General features: G+C 40.0%; 18 protein-coding genes. 7 read left to right on the forward strand and 11 right to left on the reverse strand.

The window, feature by feature from the left end:
- Nucleotides 1-99: 99 nt before the first annotated feature.
- The 10 genes from AQ505_RS22855 to rpsT form a co-directional block, all read right to left on the reverse strand.
- Nucleotides 100-1,476 carry a hypothetical protein gene (locus AQ505_RS22855; RefSeq protein WP_062550304.1) on the reverse strand — a complete coding sequence of 459 codons (1,377 nt, stop codon included), beginning with the start codon at nucleotides 1,474-1,476 and terminating at the stop codon, nucleotides 100-102.
- Between the two features lie 99 nt (nucleotides 1,477-1,575).
- The gene (locus tag AQ505_RS22860) at nucleotides 1,576-4,371 is read right to left on the reverse strand and encodes a TonB-dependent receptor (RefSeq protein ID WP_062550305.1); all 2,796 of its coding nucleotides are present in this window, start codon (nucleotides 4,369-4,371) and stop codon (nucleotides 1,576-1,578) included.
- A 113-nt stretch (nucleotides 4,372-4,484) separates the two neighbouring features.
- Complete coding sequence (locus AQ505_RS22865; protein ID WP_062551171.1) at nucleotides 4,485-4,991, reverse strand: Mpo1 family 2-hydroxy fatty acid dioxygenase; 507 nt, start codon at nucleotides 4,989-4,991, stop codon at nucleotides 4,485-4,487.
- 124 nt (nucleotides 4,992-5,115) lie between these two features.
- Nucleotides 5,116-6,678 carry a ribonuclease Y gene (rny, locus tag AQ505_RS22870; RefSeq protein ID WP_062550306.1) on the reverse strand — a complete coding sequence of 521 codons (1,563 nt, stop codon included), beginning with the start codon at nucleotides 6,676-6,678 and terminating at the stop codon, nucleotides 5,116-5,118.
- A gap of 307 nt (nucleotides 6,679-6,985) precedes the next feature.
- A complete protein-coding gene (locus AQ505_RS22875) occupies nucleotides 6,986-7,276 on the reverse strand; it encodes a cell division protein ZapA (RefSeq protein WP_062550307.1) in 291 nt (96 codons plus the stop codon).
- 32 nt (nucleotides 7,277-7,308) lie between these two features.
- Complete coding sequence (locus AQ505_RS22880; RefSeq protein ID WP_062550308.1) at nucleotides 7,309-7,599, reverse strand: hypothetical protein; 291 nt, start codon at nucleotides 7,597-7,599, stop codon at nucleotides 7,309-7,311.
- A 48-nt stretch (nucleotides 7,600-7,647) separates the two neighbouring features.
- On the reverse strand, nucleotides 7,648-10,047 hold the full coding sequence (gene pheT / locus AQ505_RS22885) for a phenylalanine--tRNA ligase subunit beta (RefSeq protein WP_062550309.1): 2,400 nt from the start codon (nucleotides 10,045-10,047) through the stop codon (nucleotides 7,648-7,650).
- A 57-nt stretch (nucleotides 10,048-10,104) separates the two neighbouring features.
- On the reverse strand, nucleotides 10,105-10,941 hold the full coding sequence (locus tag AQ505_RS22890; protein WP_062550310.1) for an endonuclease/exonuclease/phosphatase family protein: 837 nt from the start codon (nucleotides 10,939-10,941) through the stop codon (nucleotides 10,105-10,107).
- A gap of 6 nt (nucleotides 10,942-10,947) precedes the next feature.
- A complete protein-coding gene (radC, locus tag AQ505_RS22895) occupies nucleotides 10,948-11,643 on the reverse strand; it encodes a RadC family protein (RefSeq protein ID WP_062550311.1) in 696 nt (231 codons plus the stop codon).
- Nucleotides 11,644-11,702: 59 nt separating this feature from the next.
- On the reverse strand, nucleotides 11,703-11,957 hold the full coding sequence (gene rpsT, locus AQ505_RS22900) for a 30S ribosomal protein S20 (RefSeq protein ID WP_062550312.1): 255 nt from the start codon (nucleotides 11,955-11,957) through the stop codon (nucleotides 11,703-11,705).
- 670 nt (nucleotides 11,958-12,627) lie between these two features.
- Between rpsT and purN the strand changes: the two genes are divergently transcribed.
- The 7 genes from purN (at nucleotide 12,628) to rodA (ending at nucleotide 20,751) form a co-directional block, all read left to right on the forward strand.
- Nucleotides 12,628-13,206, forward strand: coding sequence for a phosphoribosylglycinamide formyltransferase (gene purN / locus AQ505_RS22905; protein WP_062550313.1), 579 nt, complete (start codon nucleotides 12,628-12,630; stop codon nucleotides 13,204-13,206).
- Between the two features lie 145 nt (nucleotides 13,207-13,351).
- Nucleotides 13,352-14,878: a bifunctional phosphoribosylaminoimidazolecarboxamide formyltransferase/IMP cyclohydrolase gene (purH, locus tag AQ505_RS22910; protein WP_062551172.1), complete on the forward strand. Its 1,527-nt coding sequence runs from the start codon at nucleotides 13,352-13,354 to the stop codon at nucleotides 14,876-14,878.
- 88 nt (nucleotides 14,879-14,966) lie between these two features.
- The gene (locus AQ505_RS22915; protein ID WP_008246482.1) at nucleotides 14,967-15,989 is read left to right on the forward strand and encodes a rod shape-determining protein; all 1,023 of its coding nucleotides are present in this window, start codon (nucleotides 14,967-14,969) and stop codon (nucleotides 15,987-15,989) included.
- Nucleotides 15,990-16,095: 106 nt separating this feature from the next.
- Entirely contained in the window at nucleotides 16,096-16,935 is an 840-nt protein-coding gene (mreC, locus tag AQ505_RS22920; RefSeq protein WP_062550314.1) for a rod shape-determining protein MreC, read from the forward strand.
- A complete protein-coding gene (locus AQ505_RS22925; RefSeq protein ID WP_062550315.1) occupies nucleotides 16,925-17,440 on the forward strand; it encodes a hypothetical protein in 516 nt (171 codons plus the stop codon). The genes mreC and AQ505_RS22925 overlap by 11 nt, the downstream gene beginning before the upstream one ends.
- Nucleotides 17,440-19,485 carry a penicillin-binding protein 2 gene (gene mrdA / locus AQ505_RS22930; protein ID WP_082461685.1) on the forward strand — a complete coding sequence of 682 codons (2,046 nt, stop codon included), beginning with the start codon at nucleotides 17,440-17,442 and terminating at the stop codon, nucleotides 19,483-19,485. Before AQ505_RS22925 ends, mrdA begins: the two co-directional genes overlap by 1 nt.
- Nucleotides 19,486-20,751: a rod shape-determining protein RodA gene (rodA, locus tag AQ505_RS22935; protein ID WP_062550316.1), complete on the forward strand. Its 1,266-nt coding sequence runs from the start codon at nucleotides 19,486-19,488 to the stop codon at nucleotides 20,749-20,751.
- On the opposite strand, the gene AQ505_RS22940 is transcribed toward rodA, so the two are convergent.
- Nucleotides 20,744-22,024, reverse strand: coding sequence for a hypothetical protein (locus AQ505_RS22940; RefSeq protein ID WP_062550317.1), 1,281 nt, complete (start codon nucleotides 22,022-22,024; stop codon nucleotides 20,744-20,746). The two genes, rodA and AQ505_RS22940, sit on opposite strands and share 8 nt — an antisense overlap.
- Nucleotides 22,025-22,063: the final 39 nt, after the last annotated feature.

Here is a 22,063-nt window from a genome sequence, read left to right on the forward strand (position 1 = left end):
CCAAAAGACCCCATGAGTAAATTACTCATGGGGTCTTTTGGTGATGGAGAAGATGAATGGATATTATTCAATGAACTATATCCATTGTCACCCTTATTTTTAGAATGTTGCACCAGCAGTAGCGGCTGATCCTGATTTTAATACCAAACTTGGAGCTGTCAGACTAAAAGGATTCGCTAATAATCCTGCAGCAGCAGTCGCATCAATCGTGCTGTTGTTATTTTTAGTTAGGTATGCTTTAAGTAAATCCACATTTGCAAAAGAAGGAGTAGTACCATCTGCTACAAACTCCTTGTCGAAAGATTGATAGATGTTGTTCTTGATTAATGAAGTACCATCAGTCAATGCATCACCAGTTTCTTTATCACGAATATCGATACCGTATCTCGATCCGATGAAGATAGAATTGGCTAAGATCATTTTAGAACCTCTTCTCCAAAGGTTAGCATATTCATGTTTTGTATCTACGCCGACATTTCCAGGACCGATGATCGTCATGTTAGAAATCACAGGACGTGTTCTTGGGCTTACTGTGAAATCACCAGCAGAGTTATCAGATTCGATACCATTTGACTGTCCGGCCTGATCGGCTAATTTAGGATCTCTCTGACCAGCTAAGAATTGCAGCTTTCCTGAAAATCCGTTATCAAAGTCAAATATATCATCCACATTTCCGATAGATAGTAAGTGTTTTGCATTTACAGTACCACCAAACCATTCGTAGGAATCATCACCTGAATAAGAAACCTGTACATAGTCAATTGTAGTACCTGAACCTACTGATCCTAATGTTAATCCGTTAATTTCATTATCCTTTACGAATGCGATACCAGGGAACTCGATACGAACAAATTTAAGTACGCCTGAGTTATCAAGAGGATCTGTTCCACCGTGGTTAGCCTCAGGAGTTGAAATACCACCTTCAATAACACCTACACCACCTGGAATATTATTTGTTGATTTACCTAAAAGGATCACGCCACCCCAATCACCTGGATTTCTCGAACCAGCAGCGAAGTTAGAGGTAAATACGATTGGCTTATCGATCGTACCTTGAGCAATCAATTTAGCCCCACGAGTCACGACTAAAGTGCCTTTAGAAACTTTATCACCTCTGATCACAGTACCAGCAGGGATGGTAAGGGTCACCCCTTCTTTAACGTAAACAAAACCAGATAATAAGTAAATTTTATTTGCATCTAAAGTGGTGTTAGTAGAAATTGTTCCTGTTAATACATCTGTTGTTGCTCCATATACTGTAGCATTAGGTGTGTAATTAGCCCAGGTTGCAGTCCAATCAGTAGTGCCAAATGCACCTCTGTAACTCACTTTATCAAAGAATGCATCTGCTAATGATTCATTCGAATCAGGTGCAGTTGGAACTTCAACAGGATTCGAGCTTTTTTTACAACCTGAAATCGCTGTAGCACCCGCAACTAAAATAGCTAGTAAACTTAAATTTAACTTGTTTTTCATTTTCTTTGTCTTATTTACTCAAAGATATACTGACCATATTAACCCACTATTAAGTTGAAATTAAGAATGGTCAGTATATGTATTAATTAATTGTAAATTCTATTTGATTTTGTAAGAGAAACCGATGGAGATATTAGATCCGAAACGGTCCTGGATATTGATGTGATCGGTTTTTGCATCAAATGCTGCATCAGGATCTGCATTTTTTGGTTTCTGATAATAGATCGCTTTATTGTTCAGTATGTCACCGAAATTCAGTTTTACCTCTGCTCTTGATTTAGCGAACTTCTGAGAAAACTGTAAGTCCAATACGTTTCTTGGATTTTCATAAACATCCGGGTCACGTACGTTCCCTACAGCCCAGATGCGTTTTCCGATTCTGTTGTAAAGTAAACTTACACCAGTTGAGTTTTCGGCTTTTGAAGCATATTGCAGACCTGCATTGATCAAGTATGGCGATTGTCCTTGCATCGGTCTTTTTCCACTTGCGTTGACAGTGGTTGGCACTGCTACCTCAGACTTTATGTAAGAAGCATTTGCACTGAAAGTGAAATTACTGAAACGTTCCCCTACAAATCCTAAGGTTTTTCTATACTCAGCTTCAATACCATATAGGGTTGCCGATTCTGCATTAAAATAACCGAACAACCTACCAGAAGCAGAAGCATCTAATTTTTGTTCTATCGGAGATTCAAAATATTTATAGAAAGCGGATACCGTGAAGGCTTCTCCTGAAGCAGGATATAAAGCATATCCAAGATCCACATTGGTAGTTTTAGATTGTTTTAGTTTAGGATCACCTACAACATTCACATTTTTGTTGAAGTCATAGAATGAAAATGGGGCAATCTCTCTGAATTCTGGTCTACCCACCGTTTGAGATCCTGACAAACGAATGCTCGCTTTTTCAGTCAGGTTATAAATTAAGTTTGCAGAAGGAAGCAGGTTCGTATAAGTCGTATCCACTTTTAACGGTCTGGATGAGTTATCCATACTGTTCAGTTTTTGGTTATAGCTTTCCAACCTTGCACCAATTCCTAGCCTTAATTTCTCTGTCAGGTACCCATCAAACATCACATATCCTGCATTCAATAATGAGTTTGCATCGTATTTATCTGTACCATTGGTAATCTCATCAATGATGAATCCATTCGGTCCAATATTCTGTGCACTAAATATCTGATCCTGAGGTTGCGTTAAGATCGCACTATTAAAGTCAGCACCATTTCTGATGAAACCAATATTTCTTGCCGCAAAGTCTCTCTTTCTATATTGTCCGAAATAACCAAACTTCAGTTTGTTCGTATCCTTAAACCATTTCACAGGAATGGTCACATCAAAGGAACCACCATAACTATTTTCATTTAATGCAGAGGAGAAGTTACCCCCTAAGCCGGCAGCAGCACTGCCCGTTGGTACACTTGCACGGAAAATCCCTTCACCACCATCTGCATATTCCATTCTTTTATAACCTGGCTCTTTTCTATCAATATTAGCGAAGTTCAATCCCCAGTCTAATTTGATTTTGCTGGCGGCAGATAAGATGTGATTACCGGTTAGCTGACTAGTTAATAAAGAACGCTGCAATAAATAATCACCTGTCCTAATGAAATCACTACCGCTTTCATCCTGACCAATCCTTTGGGTAAACTGACTTTCAAGCACTCTGTTATACAAGTTTTTTAAAGCAATTTTATTGGTACCCCATGAGTAAGCAAAATTGGCTAAACCACCGATATTAGTATTGTAATTGTAATTGTTGTCATGGAATTTCTCCCCAACATTCTGTCCGACGTAAGCAATCTGATCACTTTCTTTCAAACGCTCATCATATCTATAAGACAAGGACAATACAGTTCCGAATTTACTACCGTCTTTGAAGATTTTGCTGGTGCCATAGTTACCTTGAAAAATAGGTCCTAAAGTTGATTTCACAGTGTGGTATCCCCAATTGTTAGCAAAGTTTTTTGACAAAGCAAAACGATCTGCTTCAGGCTGTGCTAAATAATCTCCTCTTGAAGGGAAGTTTGAAGGAATGTCTCTTCTCTTACTGTAAGCACCAAATACTTCATTTCCACTTTTTTCCGGAGAAAGAAAATTTTTAAAAGTACTTTGGGTATTGTATGAGGTCCCTAATGAAAAGTTGAGGAAAGGATTATCAGGAAAATCTTTTGTGGTGATCTGAACCACCCCTCCAGAAAAGTCACCTGGAATATCTGCTGATGCTGTTTTATTTACTACGATCGCATCGATCAGATTCGAAGGTAGAATATCGAATGAAAATGCTTTTTTATCTACTTCCGTATTTGGCAGTACGGCATTGTTTAACATCGCCGAATTGTATCGGTCTGAAAGACCACGCACGATAATATATTTATTATCCTGGATACTCGCCCCACTGATTCTTTTCAATACCTCAGAGGTATTCTTATCAGGGCTTTTACGAATCAGCTCTGCAGAAATTCCACTGGAAATACTAATACTTGCTTTTTGATTCGCATACAAGTTATTCACAGACTCCTTGCTTACATTAGCAGAAATCACAACCTCGTTTAAGTTGTTCGAAGAAGATTCATCTAATACAAAATCTATACTGGTAGAACCAGTTGCTTTCACTTCAATATCAGTGATTCTTTTTGTCGTGTAACCGATATAAGAAGTTTCGACAATATACTTACCAGCGGCCAGGCCGTTGATGATGTATCTTCCTTCCACATCCGTTGATGATCCTTTTGTGGTACCTGCAATTTTAACAGTCACACCAATCAGTGTTTCCCCTGTTTTTTTATCAGATACTTTACCAGAAATTTTGCCGGTTTGAGCAAACACTGTGCTGCCAATAATTACGAATAAAACGGTAATTAATGCCTTTTTGAGCTGTAGTTGTGATTTCAATTTTCCCTGTTATTTGTTTCAGGCAAAACTATTACCACAATGTTAGGTCTACATTAGCTCACAATTACCATTCGTTTACCACATTGTTAACTTCATGTTAAATGAGGTTTGGCTCAATATTTTAACCCGATTTTTTTGCATATAAAGTGCAATAACCAAATTGGGCCAATTAACAAAAACTTAACATCTTCTAAAAACGAAGGTTTCTTCCCTTCGATCTTATGGCCGATAAATTGGCCGATCCAGGCGCCTACAAAGATCACTGCACACACTAACCAAACTGCCGGTCCGCCGGCCAATTCCCATTTCTCTAACATCACAATAAAGAAAGACATCAGACAGATGAGCATCAGCATCAGGTAAGACATGACCGGAGAAAGCTTATAATAATAATACACAGAGAAAGCGATCAGAAAAGAAGCCCAGTTCACAAAACCATTGTACTTACCCAGAAAGGCCAGGTAAGGAAAAGGAATGGCCCATACCAGACCCAGCAGGCTAAAAACAATCAATGGTACACATATCCAATGGATCATTTCATTGGTATGATTTTGATGGCTTTCTGCATATTTATCAAAAAGAACATCCACTTTGCTTTTCTCTACTGCTTTCGTCTTCATGTGTTTCTTCATTTTTTGTAGCGATCCGATATTAGATTTTTTAAAAATAAAGAAAGCGATGGATAATTCCACCGCTTTCGCTTTAAATATTAGTCAGCTTAGTTGCTTAAGCCTTAATGCTCAACTATTTCGCAAAAGAAACAGATCTGGTTTCCCTGATTACTGTGACTTTAATCTGACCTGGGTAAGTCATTTCTGTTTGAATGCGGTTAGAGATATCGGCGGCCAGCAATTCTGCCTGCTGATCCGTTACTCTTTCACTTTCTACTACTACCCTTAATTCTCTACCTGCCTGAATAGCGAAGGTCTTCTCTACACCAGGGTAAGAAAGAGCCAGTTCTTCCAATTCTTTCAAACGCTTGATGTAACTTTCTACAACCTCACGACGAGCACCTGGACGCGCACCTGAGATGGCATCACAAGCCTGAACAATTGGAGAAATCATAGAAGTCATCTCGATCTCGTCATGGTGAGCACCAATGGCATTACAAATTTCAGGATGTTCTTTATATTTTTCCGCCAATTGCATCCCTAAGATTGCGTGAGGCAATTCCGGATTGTCATCAGGTACTTTACCTATATCATGTAATAATCCTGCACGTTTCGCCATTTTAGCATTTAATCCTAATTCAGCAGCCATCGTTGCACAGAAATTCGCTACCTCACGTGAGTGATGTAATAAGTTCTGTCCGTAAGAAGAACGGTAACGCATACGTCCTACCATTCTGATCAATTCCGGGTGTAAACCATGAATCTGTAAATCGATTACGGTACGTTCACCGATTTCTACGATCTCATCTTCAATTTGTTTCTTTGTTTTAGCCACCACCTCTTCGATACGTGCAGGGTGAATCCTGCCATCCGTTACCAAACGGTGTAAAGCCAAACGGGCGATCTCTCTTCTTACCGGGTCAAAACCAGATAAAATAATCGCCTCCGGGGTATCATCCACGATAATTTCAATTCCTGTAGCGGCTTCCAAAGCACGAATATTACGTCCTTCTCTACCAATTACACGACCTTTAATCTCATCACTTTCAATATGGAAGATCGAAACTGTGTTTTCAATCGCTGCTTCTACTGCAGTACGCTGAATGGTTTGAATCACCACCTTTTTCGCTTCTTTCGTTGCAGTTAGTTTGGCTTCATCCACAATGTCCTTAACCTGAATCATCGCCTGCGTACGGGCTTCCTGCTTCATGTTTTCTACCAATTGGTTTTTCGCCTCTTCCGCGCTTAAACCGGCAATGGTTTCCAGTTGTTTTACATGCTGATTTTTCAGTAAGTCTACTTCTTCCTGTTTTTTAACCGCTACATCAGTCTGTTTTTCAAGGTTCTTCTTTGTATTGTCCAGCTCCTGTTCCTTACGGTTCATGTTTTCCAAACGCTGATTCACAGATTGTTCTTTCTGTTTCATTGCGTTTTCACGCTGGTTGATCTGGTTGTTCTTTGTATTGACTTCCTGCTCATGCTCAGACTTCAACTGTAAAAATTTCTCTTTTGCTTCCAGTAACTTGTCTTTCCTAAGAATTTCAGCCTTACTCTCTGCATCTTTAAGCATCTTTTTAACCTTGGTCTGTGCGGCAATCTCCTGGTTTTTCAGCAAGCTGCGCAGCAAGTATCTGCCTACTAAAACGCCAACAAATAAGCCAGCTAGTACATATCCAATTATTCCTACTATTTCCATTTTAATTCATCTGTATTTATATATTTCCCTTGTCCCGAGGGCAGAACAGCTCTTGGTGTTCATTTCCCATGCGACAACGTAAATTTTTTCTGTAAAAAAAACCGCAACTAAATCTTAAAGTCCCACGTATTAAAAACCTCAACGAGTTATAATTAGAATTTAGGTCATTTTCAGGTACATAAATGCAGATGAAATACACCCTCTTAATTCTATAAATATTGAAGTGTTAAGTTTTTAAAATTGTGAAACTCAAGATCTAGCTGCGGCTATATCGTTGTGCTAATCTTAACTCATATAAAGAACGATCCTATTTGGAGAAAAAATCATTTAATAAACTATCCAGTTCCTCTACCTTTTCGGCGACTACAGTATCCTGATCCTGGACTTTATTTTCTACCCTCAGTACTGCTGTTGCATAATGCAGCACCGCCATAGAAAGCAAATCCTGTTTATCCCTAACCGCATAATTTTCCTGATAGTCTTTTATGCGCTCATTGATAATCTTTGCTGCCCGCCTCACAATTTCTTCCTCTTCGGTATTTACCTTTAAAGGATAGATACGGTCGGAAATAGTTATTTTTATCGAGATTTCTCCCATTTCTTAGCTTTGTTTCACTTTTTTTGTTTTCCTTACTTCTTCAGTAAGACCACGCACTTATCTATTTCACGCACAAAATCGTTAATTTTTTGCTTTATATCAAGTGTCTTTTCACTTGTACCCTCAATACTTTTCGCTAATTTCAGTACACGAAGCTTTTCTTCCAGCTCTGCGCGCTGAGTTTTAGCATTATCCAGTGCCCCTTTTACCGCTTGATTTTCCTGCTTTAATAAATCGTTTTCTTCCTGTAAGGCATTACAGAGCTCGATTACGCGAGCTGTTTTTTGCAATACGGAGTTTAATTGATCGGCAACCGAAGACATGTTATTAAAGTTTTTGTACTAATCTAAAAATTATTTAAAAGCAATAAATTATTTTCTTATTTCCGCTTTTGCTGTTTGCGCTAAGTTAGAAATAATCTTTTGCATCACCGCATCAATTTGCTTGTCGGTTAAGGTCTGCTCTTCATCTTGCAAAGTGAAGTTTAAGGCATAAGACTTCTTCCCTTCCGGCAATCGGTCTCCAACGTACACATCGAACACCTGTACGCTCTTAATCAGCTTCTTCTCTGTTTTAAAGGCAATAGTTTTCAGTTGATCAAAGGTCACATCCAGATCTACCAACATCGATAAATCTCTCCTTACCGCTGGATATTTAGATACTTCCTTATTCACAATTTTATTCTTTTTAATGATCTCCAACAGCAATGCCCAGTCAAAATCTGCGTAAAATACGTCTTTTTCCACATCTGCAGTTTTCTGATCAGCAGCAGTCACCGCACCAAAAGTAACGATCGCTTTATCCCCTCTGAAATACTTCAATCCATAAGCGAAGTTCTCATCATTTACCTCTTCTGATTGGTAATTGGTAATGCCCAGACGTCCGATTACAGCATCTACAGCCGCTTTCAAATGGTAGAAAGTAACTGGTGATGGTTTATGATTCCATTGCTCTGATTGATTCGCTCCAGACAACACGATCAGTAAACGCGGACGTTCAACATATTTCTCATTGATCAAATGATAAGTTTTACCGAATTCATAAAACTTAATATCAGTTGTTTTTCTATTCAGATTATAAGCTACACTTTCCAATGCAGGCATTAATAAACCCTGACGCATCACATTCAAATCTGAACTCAATGGGTTCAAAATATGAACTGCTTCTTCGGGCACTTTAGAATAAGCACCTTTAGTTAAAGAGTTACACCAGATCTCTAGATAGCCGTTTGCAGTTAACATATCTGCAATTACGTGCTGTGTTTGTTCTTTATTCGGCTTAGTACCGTAAGATAAAGAAGCATTCACTTTAGTTGGAATCTCAATATTATTGTAACCATAGATTCTCAATACCTCTTCTGTTACATCGCATTCGCGAGTCACATCTACTTTATAAGTTGGTACTTTTAAAGACAATCCTTCCGCAGTTTCAGCTGCGACTTCCATGTTCAATGAAGTAATGATGGCTTTGATTTCTTCATGAGGGATCTCTACCCCGATCAATCTATTGATGTTGTTGTAATTCACTTCTACCTCAAAAGCAGCGATTGGTACTGGATAAATATCAGAAACAGTAGAAGAAATTTCTCCACCTGCTAATTCCTGAATCAATAAAGCCGCACGTTTTAAAGCATAAACAGTAATATCAGGATCTGTACCACGCTCAAATCTGAAAGAGGCATCAGTCTTTAAACCATGTCTTTTTGAAGTCTTACGCACCGATTTAGCATCAAAATAAGCACTTTCCAGGAAGATATTTCTGGTCGTTTCGCTTACTCCAGAATTTTTACCGCCAAATACACCAGCGATACACATTGGCACTTCTGCATTACAAATCATCAGATCTTCTGCTGAAAGCTTGCGCTCTACCCCATCAAGTGTTACAAAAGGCGTACCTTCTGCACATTTCTTCACGATCACTTTGCCACCAGTCAATTGATCTGCATCGAAAGCATGTAAAGGCTGTCCTAATTCATGCAATACATAATTGGTAATGTCTACTATATTGTTGATCGGACGAATGCCGATTACTTTTAATTTATCCTGCAACCAATCTGGAGAAGTTTTTACCGTTACACCAGAAATAGAAACGCTGCTGTATCTCGGACAAGCTTCCGCATCTTCCACAGTTACCGGGATGGCCAGCTTTTCATTTGCTGTTTTAAAAGCAGCAATATCCGGCATTGTGATCGGCAAACGTAAATAAGCTGCTAAATCTCTTGCTACACCTAAATGAGAAGCTGCATCAGCACGATTAGGCGTCAATCCAATTTCATACAAATAGTCATCTTCCAGATTGAAATAGGCTTTCGCAGTAATCCCAACTTCAGTAGCTTCTGGAAGCACCATAATTCCATCATGAGAAACCCCCAATCCGATTTCATCTTCTGCACAGATCATTCCTTCAGAAACTTCGCCTCTGATCTTAGATTTGTTGATTTTGAAAGGCTCTCCTTCATTCGGATAAACGGTAGTTCCTACAGTAGCAACCACCACTTTCTGGCCTTCGCCAACATTTGGCGCACCGCATACCACTTGAATATTCGTTCCTGTTCCTACATCTACCGTAGTCACACGTAAACGATCGGCATTAGGATGTTGCACACAGCTGATGACGTGTCCAATCACCAATCCTTCTAAACCACCTGCAATCGGTTGTACGGTTTCCAGACTTTCTACTTCCAGCCCGATATTGGTCAGGATTAAGGAAAGTTCTTCAGGAGTTTTATCAGTTGTCAGAAATTGTGTCAGCCACTTGTATGATATCTTCATGTTATATGTTCAGTATAAAATGCAAAGATATAAAATAATGCCGTCGGTGTAAACCTCTTAGAAAGATAAACGGGCAATAATTGGTAAGTGGTCTGATGGATACCTCAAATTTTTACTATCTGATAACACGCCAAACTTTTGCACCTTAAAACCTTTGTTCACAAAGATGTAATCAATCTTATCCTTTAAAGGGCTGTCGAACTTAAAGTTATTGAAAGTTCCTTCCGGTCCATAAGCAGGTTCAACCGAAGCCGTCTTTGCATCAATAAGGAAAGATTTAATGGTAGCAATCGCTTCTGTTTCAGGAGTTACATTTAAATCTCCGGTTAACACCACTGGTAAAGTTGGTGCAATTTCCTGTATTTTTCTTTTGATGAGCTTCGCAGATTCAATCCTTGCCTGCACACCAATATGATCATAGTGGGTGTTGAATACCAGAAATTCCTTTTTATTGAGGCGATCGTATAGCCTTACCCAGGAACAAACCCGGTTCAGCACTGCATCCCATCCTTTAGAAGGCTTATCTGGCGTTTCTGACAACCAGAAAGTACCTCCATCTTTTCTCGTAAACCTGGATTTATCATAATAAATGGCGGAAAATTCTCCTTCACGCTTTCCGTCATCACGCCCTACTCCTTCCATCGCATAGTTCGTGTATTCCAGCAGCTGATCTACCTGTAAAGGTAAGGCTTCCTGCACGCATAAAATATCGGCATCATGAAACCTCACTAAAGCTTTCACTTCATCTTTACGGTTTGGCCAGGCATTTACGCCATCAGAGGCCACATTTAAACGGATGTTATAAGACATCACATGGAACGGTTTTCCCGATTGTGCATAGGCTGTTGCAATCAGCAGCAGACAGGCCATACTGATTTGGATGATTTTCTTCATGGCTGGCTAAATTAAGCCATCATCATTGAAACTAAAGAAGGATTTGTTTGTAATAATTAAGTGATCCAGCACCGGCAGGTCTAATAACTTCCCTGCGGACACTAGTTTTTTGGTGAGGTGCAGATCTTCGGGGCTGGGTTTTAGATTTCCAGAAGGGTGATTGTGCGCCAATACTACATAAGACGCTCCATGTTCCAGTGCAATCTTATAGATGATTTTTGGATCGGCTACTGTTCCTGATAAGCCACCTACGCTAATTTGTAATTTTGCCAATACTTCATTGGCCCTGTTGAGTAATAAGATCCAAAACTCCTCATGAGTTAAGTCTGTCAATACTGGGGAGAGTTCCCGGTGACAATCATGAGAACTGGTAATTTTTGGTAATAGGACTGTACTTGGTTTTCTCCTGCGGCCGAGTTCCAATGCGCTGATGATCGAGATCGCCCTCGCCTCGCCAATTCCACGAAACTTGCATAAATCCTGTACGCTCATTCTACCTAAAGCATCCAGATCCTGATTGCAGGAAGCCAAAATACGCTTGCTTAAATCTACTGCAGACTCTTCCGCGTTACCCGAAACGATAAATATCGCGACCAGTTCCGCATCAGTCAGGTGCCTGCGCCCATGAAGGATGAGTTTCTCCCGGGGCCGGTCCGCTTCTGCCCATTGCTTAATTCCTAATCTCGCTTCGTAAATAGCCATAAACAAAAAAACGGGATATGCAATAAGCACATCCCGTCTATAATATTGTAAAGCTATGCTTATTTTAAGCCATTAACAAATTTAGTCAATTTAGATTTGTTGTTAGCTGCTTTATTCTTGTGAATAACGTTTTTCTTAGCCAAACGATCTAACATAGAGATTACTTTCGGTAATAACTCTTTTCCTGTTTTTTGATCTTCAGCAGCACGTAACCTTTTGATAAAGGTACGAGTAGTTTTTGCCTGATATCTGTTACGTAAACGTTTAGTTGCGTTTGCTCTAATTCTTTTTAACGAAGATTTATGATTTGCCATTTTTCAATATTATAATATTCCTTTTAAAGCTTTCAAGAATATTGGGCACAAACCCAACCGCTACCAGCCTTTTGTTTTTCCTTTTTTTCGGACTGCAAATATAGAATTAATGTTTTTAATATGCAAAATGAACTCGTAAATATTTTCAATAAATCTTAATTATTGATTTATAATACTTTAGAAAGGTCAGCTTGTTTAAAAATTTCAATTCCTGATGAAGCATCCGCTGCGAGCGTACTCAATACCATAAGGTGATTTTGCATGCTGCGACAAAGGTAATAGAAAAAACGACATAAAGAGAAATTATCAGAAAAGGTGGAAATGAAGCACAGAAGTGTTCGGGAAGAGACCTGCCTTTCTATATCCGCAGGAAGGGGTTCCGATAGGGTTCAAATAGCAGAGACTACGGCAACCCTAACTGAACCCTATCGGAACCCCTTCCGAACTCTATTATAAGGCGCTTGTCTTCCCGAACACTACCCAACCACTATCAGGTGAAAATTCACTATATTAAGGGTACGAAAAAACAAATCCCACCTCCCTTCCACTGCAAAAAGACAAAAAGCAACAAAAAGCTTCCAGTAAAGCCTTAAAATACTATTTTTGAAAAATATTATCCGCCTTTTAAACAGGCAGAGCCCGCTTGATTTCTCTTAAACAAAATGCACCTATGAAAAAACGCATCGCTATATTCGCTTCAGGCTCGGGTTCTAATGCCCAGAAATTAATGGAGCATTTTAAACACCACCCGGAAGCAGAAATTGCATTGGTACTGACCAACAATCCTGATGCTTACGTATTACAACGTGCAGATAATTTCGAAATCCCTTCTCATATCTTTGACAGGAACGAATTTTACCATACTGAAAAGATCATTGGCTTATTAAAAAACCTGGAGATCGATTTAATTGTATTGGCTGGATTCCTATGGTTAATTCCAAAAAACCTGATCCAGGAATACCCAGGACGCATTGTCAACATTCACCCTGCAATCCTGCCTAAATTTGGTGGAAAAGGCATGTATGGCGATCATGTACACTATGCAGTGATGGCGGCAAAAGAACCAGAAGGTGGTATTACCATTCATTATGTAGACGAGAACTACGATGAAGGAGAATATATTTACCAGGCGAAATACAAAATAGAGAAAGATGACAACCTGGAAATGATCAAATTTAAAGGGCAGCAGCTGGAACATAACCACTATCCGCGCATTGTAGAATCAATCATCAAAAAGATCAAAAAATAATAGCAGATTTAGCGGGATTTCTTTCTAAACAGCAGCTGAAAAAGAGCCAGATGATTAGAAAGATAATCTTCCTTTAATATACTGCAAATAAGCATTTGACATTAAAAGAAAAATGGGTACTTTTGCGGCTCAAAATTTTTCTCTAATGAGTCAATCGATAAAGATCAAAAACGCTTTAATTTCAGTTTATTACAAGGATGGTTTAGAACCTTTAGTTCGCCTGTTAGCTAAACAGGGTGTCCAGTTATTCTCAACTGGTGGTACCGAACAATTTATTAAAGACCTAAATCTGCCGGTTACAGCAGTGGAAGACCTTACAGGTTATCCTTCTATTCTAGGAGGCAGGGTAAAGACATTACACCCTAAAGTTTTCGGTGGTATCTTAAACAGAAGGGGACTGGCTTCAGATCAGGAGCAGATCAATGAATATGAGATCCCTGAAATCGACCTGGTTATTGTAGATTTATACCCATTTGAAGAAACTTTAAAAGCTGGTGGTTCTGAAGAAGAAATCATTGAGAAAATTGATATTGGTGGCATCTCTCTGATCAGAGCAGCTGCTAAAAACTTCAATGACGTAGTGATTCTTGCTTCAAAAGACGACTACTCCACTTTACAACATCAATTAGAAGCACAAGAAGGAACCACTACGATCGTTCAGCGTAAAGCTTATGCGAAAAAAGCTTTCCACACTTCTTCTCACTACGATACGGCCATCTTCAATTATTTCAATACTGAAGAGCCATTAAATGTATTCAAACAAAGCATCAATACTGCTCAGGTATTGAGATATGGCGAGAACCCGCATCAACAAGGAGTATTTTATGGCGATTTAAATGCCATGTTCACTAAATTGAATGGTAAAGAGCTTTCTTATAACAACCTGGTTGATGTAGATGCTGCTGTTGCTTTAATCGATGAATTCGAAGAGCCAACATTTGCCATCTTAAAACATACCAATGCTTGTGGTGTGGCTTCAAAAGCAACCATTAAAGAAGCATGGGATACCGCATTGGCTTGTGATCCGGTAAGTGCTTTCGGTGGTGTATTGATCGCCAACCGCGAAATCGACCTGGCAACTGCTGAAGAAATCAACAAATTATTCTTCGAAGTATTGATCGCCCCAGCTTATCAGCCGGAAGCTGTTGAACTTTTCCGCGCGAAAAAGAACAGAGTGATCTTACAGAGAAATGAAGTAGAATTGAGCAAAAAGCAATTCAAAACCTTATTGAACGGTGTAATTGAACAAGATAAAGATCTGATCATCGAAAATGCAGATCAGATGACTACAGTAACAGAGAAAGCACCTACTGCTGAAGAACTTAAAGATCTTTTCTTTGCGAATAAAATCGTTAAACATACCAAATCTAATACTATTGTATTTGTAAAAAACAATCAGTTGCTATCGAGTGGTGTAGGTCAGACGTCAAGAGTAGACGCTTTGAAACAAGCCATCGTAAAAGCAAATGCATTCAACTTCCCATTGAAAGGTTCAGTAATGGCATCTGATGCATTCTTCCCTTTCCCTGATTGTGTAGAAATCGCAGCTGAAGCAGGCATTACTGCAGTTTTACAACCAGGTGGTTCAATTAAAGATGCCGACTCCATCAATATGGCGAATGAGAAAGGCATCGCAATGGTTACCACGGGTATTAGACATTTTAAACACTAATTTATTTAACTGCGAATACAATAAAAAGACGTAGTTTTACATTACTATAGTATACAGAATTTTTAATACTTAAATTATCACCTAATAAATGGGTTTATTTAATTGGTTTACACAAGAGGTTGCTATCGATTTAGGTACGGCTAACACTCTAATCATACATAATGACAAGGTAGTAGTGGATGAGCCATCCATTGTTGCTTTCGACAGACAAACAAATAAAATCATCGCTATTGGCCGTCAGGCCATGCAAATGGAGGGGAAAACGCATGATAACATCCGTACGGTAAGACCACTAAAAGATGGTGTTATTGCCGATTTTAATGCCGCAGAAGCGATGATCAAAGGAATGATCCGTATGCTGAATGGTGGTAAAGGATGGATGTTCCCTTCCTTAAGAATGGTCATTTGTATCCCTTCCGGTATCACTGAGGTAGAGAAACGTGCAGTAAGAGATTCAGCGGAAATCGCAGGCGCAAAAGAAGTTTACCTGATTCATGAGCCTATGGCAGCTGCTGTAGGAATCGGAATTGACGTAGAAGAACCGATGGGTAACATGATCATTGATATAGGTGGTGGTACTACTGAAATCGCGGTAATCGCATTATCAGGTATCGTATGTGACCAGTCGATCCGCGTTGCCGGAGATAACTTTGATTCTGACATTGTGAATTATATCCGTCGTCAGCACAACATTATGATCGGAGATCGTACTGCTGAGAAAATCAAGATTGAAGTAGGTGCGGCATTGCCGGAATTAACTGATCCACCTGCAGACTTCGCAGTTCAAGGTAGAGATTTAATGACAGGTGTCCCGAAACAAATCACCGTTTCTTACACTGAAATTGCACATTGCCTGGACAAATCTATTTCGAAAATTGAAGAAGCAATTCTTAAAGCATTAGAGATTACTCCTCCGGAGCTTTCTGCAGATATTTATCAGACTGGTATTTACCTGACAGGTGGTGGCGCCCTATTACGCGGTTTAGATAAACGTGTAGCGGCAAAAACCAAACTTCCAGTACACGTTGCCGAAGATCCACTTCGTGCAGTAGTGCGTGGAACAGGTATCGCCCTGAAAAATATTGGTGGTTATAAATTCTTAATGCAATAAAAGTAGCCTGAGTTTAAGTTTTAAGTTTTTCCTGGCTGATAAGGCCATTTGGCGAGCTTAAAGCTTAAACTCAGTTTACAAAAACTAAAACCCCGAATCGAAAAGTATGCGTAACCTTTGGATTTTTATAAACAGATACAACGCATTTTTCTTTTTTATCATTTTCTTTACTATCGGAATTTATCTGACAGTAAGCAATAACTCCTATCAGCGCAGTGTAACCGTTAACTCCACCAATGAAGTAGTCGGTACCGCTTATAAAAACCTGAATGTATTAAAAAAATACATCAATTTAGGGGATGTAAATGATAGCTTGGCAGTAGAAAATGCGAAGCTAAAAACAGAACTTCTTGCACTCAACAGTATCGACAGTGCGAAAAATGTAGTCGTTAAAGACACGCTCAACAAAACTCAGTACACTTATCTCTCAGCAAGGGTCATCAAGAATTCGATTACGCTCAGGAATAACATCATCACCATCAACCGCGGTACTGCCGACGGTATTGAAAGTGGTATGGCAGTCATTTCTCAGGGAAAAGGTGTAGTGGGCTATATCAGAGATGTTTCAGAACACCTGGCCACTATTGAGTCATTACTGCATAAAGACACCAAAGTGAGTGTCACCTTAAAGAAAAACAATGCCATGGGTACCCTAGTCTGGGGAACCAAGAATTTTGACTATAGAAAAGCGTATATCAAAGATGTACCAAATCACTACAAGATTGCCTTAAAAGACACCGTAGTGACCTCCAGTTATTCTCACTTCCCTCCAGGTATCCTTGTGGGCAGAGTGAGCAATACCGGCATCTCTACTGGGGATAATTTCATGACGATCGAAATCGATCTTTTCAATGATTTTAGTACCTTACAATATGTTTATGTCATTAAAGACAAATTAGCACAGGAACAGAAAGCTTTAGAATCAAAATTGCCAAATGAACAGTAAAATAATATTGGTAAACATCTTCAGATGGTTCTTACTACTTTTTATTCAGATCCTACTCCTTAGAAACCTGAGCTTTTACAGCCTGGCTACTCCCTTTGTTTATATCCTTTTTTTACTGTTACTGCCCTTTAAAACGCCAAACCTGCTGTTATACCTGATCGCTTTTGCAACTGGTTTAACCATGGATGCTTTTTATGATACTTTGGGCGTACATACCACTGCTTGTGTGACCCTGGTATTTGTCAGGATCTCCTTTATCGCGTTGACTGTAAACAAAGACAATTTTGACGAACCGGAGCCTACGCTTGGAAATATGGGCTTCAAATGGTTCAGCATTTATGCCACCCTTTGTACTTTTGCCCATCATCTGGTACTCTTTTTCCTGGAAACATTCCGCTTAACAGAATTCTCTTACACCCTATTGAGGTGTCTTTTGAGCGGTGTATTTACGTTATTTTTAATTATACTCATAGAATTCATGTTCTATAACAGGAAGGCACGCTAATGGACAATCTATTTAACCGTAAATATATTATTCAGGGCTTATTTATATTGGTTGCCTTAATACTGGTCGGTACCCTGTTTTATATCCAGGTAGCCAGCGACAAGTACTTCCTTTCTGCCGAAAGTAATGTTTTGCGTAAGATCTATACCTTCCCAGCCAGAGGGGTAATTCTCGATAGAAATGAAAAAGTGCTGGTTCAGAATGAGCCGGTATATGACCTGATGGTGATCCCAAATCAGGTGAAAGAGTTTGATACGCTATCGCTGATCAACATCATTGGCATTGACATGAAACGCTTTAAGAAAAGTTTCAACAGAGCGACTGTACAGTCCAGGTATCAGCCCAGTATTTTTGAAAAACAACTTTCTGTACAGGTCTATGCTGCTTTATCCGAGCAGCTTGCTCGTTTTCCGGGCTTCTTCGTACAAAGCAGAACGGTGAGGTATTATCCGGATAGTCTCGCAGGCCATTTCTTTGGTTATGTAAAGGAGGTATCCAAGAAAGACATTGAAATGAGCGAGGGCTATTACCGTCCCGGTGATTACATTGGAAAAGCAGGCGTAGAAAAACAATATAACGATGTGCTCCGTGGTGAAAAAGGGATCATCAACATGCTTTATGATGCTCGAAATGTACCGAAAGGAAGTTATGCCGAAGGGAAATTTGATACCCTCGCCAGATCTGGAGAAAAAGTAATTTCTTCACTGGATTTCCGTATTCAGAAGCTTGGAGAAGAGCTGATGAAAAACAAAGTGGGCAGTATAGTAGCCATTGAACCTGCAACAGGAGAAATTCTGGCCTTTGTCAGTAGCCCAGGTTACGACCCCAACCTCATGGTAGGCCGTCAGCAGGGCAACAATTATATGGACCTGATCAATCAGGAGAAAAATCCAAACCGGGTATTTACGGTACGTCCTATTCAGGGCTATTATTCCCCTGGATCTTCGTTTAAGCCGCTGGATGCCTTACTGGGTTTACAGGAAGGCGTCATAGATCCAAATACCACGTTTAACTGTCCTGGTTATTATATGGCCGGAAACCATAAAGTGAAGTGTGAACACGTAGATGGAAATATCAGTCTGCGTAAAGGTTTAGCCAGATCTTGTAATACGTATGCGCTGTATGTGTTCCAAAAACTAATGACGCAGAAGAAATTCAAAAACCAACGGATTGCCTATGATGAATGGCAGAAGCGGGTACAGAAATTTGGCCTTGGTGAAAAATTAGGGGTGGATCTTCCTTCAGAACGCCCGGGAAACTTATACACCTCCGATCATTACAACAAGAAATACGGGAATCGCTGGGGATATACCACGGTGATTTCCCTAGGAATTGGTCAGGGTGAGATGGATGCCACGCCATTACAGATGGCCAACATCATGGCCATCATTGCCAACAGAGGGTATTATGTAAAACCCCACCTGATTAAAGCCATTGGTGAGAATAAAGTGATCAAAAAAGAATATGCCCGCAAAAACTATGTAGATGTAGATGCCAGACACTTTGAGCCCGTAATTGATGGGATGCAGGATGCAGTAAATGCACCATGGGGCACTGCCAGACAATCTGCAATTGAAAACATTGTGATGTGTGGTAAAACAGGAACAGTACAAAATCCACGTGGAAAAAATCACTCCGTATTTATAGGTTTTGCTCCCCGAGACAATCCAAAGATTGCCATCGCAGTAGTCGTAGAAAATGCAGGTTTTGGAAGTACGTATGCCGCTCCGATTGCCAGCTACATCGCAGAGAAATATCTGAAAGATAGTCTTTCAGTAAATAAAAGAGCCGGTGCTGAATGGATGAAGAAACAAGTCATCTTACCTGTTCCGAAAAAACCGAAACTAAAAGCGAAGCCATTGCTGGCCGATTCTTTGAAAAAAGATTCTACTGGAAAGTCTCTGACTCCAGCAAAGATGTTGCCTGCAACAGCATCTGGAGCAGCAACAAGTACAGCACCCGCTAAGGCCACGATCGTACCCGTTAAACCAGCAGGTATACCTGCAAAAACAACAAATAGTAAACCCACCTCACAAACACCATAAATGACAACACAGCAAGGCAACCGTTTCTTTTTCAATGTAGACTGGATTACCATCCTGCTTTACGTAGCCTTGTGTGCCATTGGGTTTGTAAATATTTACGCTTCGATCTTTAATGGATCTGTAGCCAATGAGTTCAGCTTTGCTGCCAAATACGGAAAGCAGCTGATCTACATCATTACCGGGTTGATTCTTGGGTTTTCCATTTTATTACTGGATGCTAAATTTTTCAGTGTCTTCTCGCCCATTGTATATGGGATCACCATGCTGCTGCTCATTGCCGTACTTGTTGTTGGAAGAAAAGTAGCCGGAAACCAGGCCTGGATCCCATTAGGAACCTTTAGGCTCCAACCTTCTGAGCTGGCAAAATTCGGTACTGCCTTGCTCCTTGCCAGATATGTGAGCTCATTTAACCCCAAATTCAGGGACGTAAAGTCTATATTTTTCGCTGTAGTGATTGTGGGGATTCCTTTGTTTTTAATCATGCTTCAACCGGATACAGGCTCAGCATTGGTATTTTTGTCCTTCATGTTTCCATTGTACAGAGAAGGACTGTCGGGATACTTCCTGCTGATCTTTTTAGGAATGATCGTGTTGTTTATCGCCGATTTCCTGGTTCCTGCGGAGATATTAATCCCGCTCATACTCGCCATAGGCGGTCTGTTTATCTATCAGAACAGAAGGAAACACAAGGTCATGATCTCCTGTATCATTGTCACGGTGGTGGCAGTTGGCTACCTGTTTCTGGTGAAATTCGCCTACGAAAAGGTCTTAGAGCCTCATCAGCGCACAAGAATTGAAATTCTGCTGGGCCTTAAGACAGATCCTAAAGGAGCTGGATATAATGTGATTCAATCGAAGATTGCAATTGGTTCCGGACAGTTAACCGGAAGGGGTTTTTTAGAAGGTACACAAACGAAATACGGTTATGTACCTGAGCAAAGTACCGACTTTATTTTCTCCACCATTGGTGAAGAATGGGGATTTGTAGGCTGCTTTACGGTGGTTGCACTGTATATCTTTATGCTCCTGCGGATCATCAATCTCGCCGAGCGACAGCGTTCTACCTTCTCCAGGGTATACGGCTATTGTGTGGCCAGTATTCTCTTTTTCCACGTGTTCATTAACATAGGAATGACGATTGGGATCATTCCCGTAATTGGAATTCCTTTGCCTTTTATCAGCTACGGTGGTTCCTCACTGTGGAGTTTCACCGTATTGCTGTTCATCTTCTTAAAACTGGACTCTAACCGGATGGGCTTTATTTAACAGGAAAACGCTGTTTTAATAATTCATAAAACTTAGTTACCGTTCCTGATTTCGCAGCCCAATTGTTCTTCTCTGCATAGTTGTTTTGCAGGAAAGCGTCCGCAGTTTTAAAATCAGCCATCTTATTTAACAAGTCAATCACTTCTGCATAAGCCAGGTTGTAACCATTAAACAGGTCTTTGATGTACAGCATTTTATCGTTTAGATTGATGCCGTGTTTCAAGTCGGTTAAGGTGTTCTTATTTGGATCAGCATTGGTCGCATTCGAATTTGTTCCCAGCTGACTCGCCAATCGTTCATTTAAAGACATGGGTTTGGCCGGAGCTTCAGGGCTTTCTGTTTTAGTTGCTGTTACTGGGGTATTTTGTACTGCAGGAGTATTTTCCTGTACCGGAGCGGCTCTTGCTACAATTGGAATGACCGGCTCTACGAAAATCGTTTCTGAAACAATCTTTTCTGTAAAGATTGTTTCTGCGATTGGATCCGGCTGTAGTTCGGTATGTGCAGGAGGCACAATGTCTTCTTCTTTAGCCACCAAAAATGGCTCAGGACCAATCTCGTCATTCTGATCAGCGTCTGCAGCCTGCTGCTGTGCTTCCTGTTCTTTTAACTTTTGCTTTTCGGCAATGATACGCGCTTCGTCCTCCGTCAGAGGACGGTCGAAAATAGCATCTACAGATTTCTCTTCGAAATCGAATTTATCGGTAGCACCAAGATCTTTAAGAATAAATTCAAAGCTTGATGGTTCTTTATGCAGCTTGGTGGACTCTTTTTCAGTCGTAGATTCCGTAAATAATTCATTGGAATATGACGGCTTTTCCGCAATTACAGGAGGAACAAATGTTGGCAGCTCCGACGCTGCGATAGGTACTATTTCTTCTTCTTTGTAATAATTTACACCTGCGACTGGAACTTCAGTTGCCGATTCCTGCGCGGAAACCTTAGTCGTATTTTCCAGGATTATATTTTCCGCAGGCGTATCCCAATGCTGCTGAGGTTTTAATGGCTGATCCCAGGTCACCTGATTTTCAGCATTTGCAGTTTCAGAAACAGCATCTGGACTCGTATGTGCTGGAATTTCCTTTAGAATTTTCGCGGAGTTTAATTTCCTGACAATCTGAACATGATCTGATAGAAAGTTGGCATTTGCCATAAACAATTCCAGCTCTAACTCATTCAATTGCTGCTGGTTTCTCGCTAGATAGGCGTATTGATCTTGAAGTTCTTCTAAAATCAATCCTATCTTTCTAAAAATATCTTCTTGGTTCATCATAGGCTTAATAACGACAGATTTGATGTTTTATGTTGGTAA

The sequence above is a fragment of the Pedobacter sp. PACM 27299 genome (assembly GCF_001412655.1).
Classification (GTDB): Bacteria; Bacteroidota; Bacteroidia; order Sphingobacteriales; family Sphingobacteriaceae; genus Pedobacter.

Excerpts from the sequence above, each read along its gene's own strand:
- radC (WP_062550311.1), bottom strand. The coding sequence starts at position 11,643 with ATGGCTATTTACGAAGCGAGATTAGGAATTAAGCAATGGGCAGAAGCG.
- pheT (WP_062550309.1), bottom strand. The coding sequence starts at position 10,047 with ATGAAGATATCATACAAGTGGCTGACACAATTTCTGACAACTGATAAA.
- AQ505_RS22865 (WP_062551171.1), bottom strand. The coding sequence starts at position 4,991 with ATGAAGACGAAAGCAGTAGAGAAAAGCAAAGTGGATGTTCTTTTTGAT.
- rpsT (WP_062550312.1), bottom strand. The coding sequence starts at position 11,957 with ATGGCAAATCATAAATCTTCGTTAAAAAGAATTAGAGCAAACGCAACT.
- mreC (WP_062550314.1), top strand. The coding sequence starts at position 16,096 with ATGCGTAACCTTTGGATTTTTATAAACAGATACAACGCATTTTTCTTT.
- rodA (WP_062550316.1), top strand. The coding sequence starts at position 19,486 with ATGACAACACAGCAAGGCAACCGTTTCTTTTTCAATGTAGACTGGATT.
- AQ505_RS22855 (WP_062550304.1), bottom strand. The coding sequence starts at position 1,476 with ATGAAAAACAAGTTAAATTTAAGTTTACTAGCTATTTTAGTTGCGGGT.
- AQ505_RS22880 (WP_062550308.1), bottom strand. The coding sequence starts at position 7,599 with ATGTCTTCGGTTGCCGATCAATTAAACTCCGTATTGCAAAAAACAGCT.
- purN (WP_062550313.1), top strand. The coding sequence starts at position 12,628 with ATGAAAAAACGCATCGCTATATTCGCTTCAGGCTCGGGTTCTAATGCC.
- AQ505_RS22925 (WP_062550315.1), top strand. The coding sequence starts at position 16,925 with ATGAACAGTAAAATAATATTGGTAAACATCTTCAGATGGTTCTTACTA.
- AQ505_RS22890 (WP_062550310.1), bottom strand. The coding sequence starts at position 10,941 with ATGAAGAAAATCATCCAAATCAGTATGGCCTGTCTGCTGCTGATTGCA.
- mrdA (WP_082461685.1), top strand. The coding sequence starts at position 17,440 with ATGGACAATCTATTTAACCGTAAATATATTATTCAGGGCTTATTTATA.
- rny (WP_062550306.1), bottom strand. The coding sequence starts at position 6,678 with ATGGAAATAGTAGGAATAATTGGATATGTACTAGCTGGCTTATTTGTT.
- AQ505_RS22940 (WP_062550317.1), bottom strand. The coding sequence starts at position 22,024 with ATGATGAACCAAGAAGATATTTTTAGAAAGATAGGATTGATTTTAGAA.
- AQ505_RS22875 (WP_062550307.1), bottom strand. The coding sequence starts at position 7,276 with ATGGGAGAAATCTCGATAAAAATAACTATTTCCGACCGTATCTATCCT.
- purH (WP_062551172.1), top strand. The coding sequence starts at position 13,352 with ATGAGTCAATCGATAAAGATCAAAAACGCTTTAATTTCAGTTTATTAC.
- AQ505_RS22915 (WP_008246482.1), top strand. The coding sequence starts at position 14,967 with ATGGGTTTATTTAATTGGTTTACACAAGAGGTTGCTATCGATTTAGGT.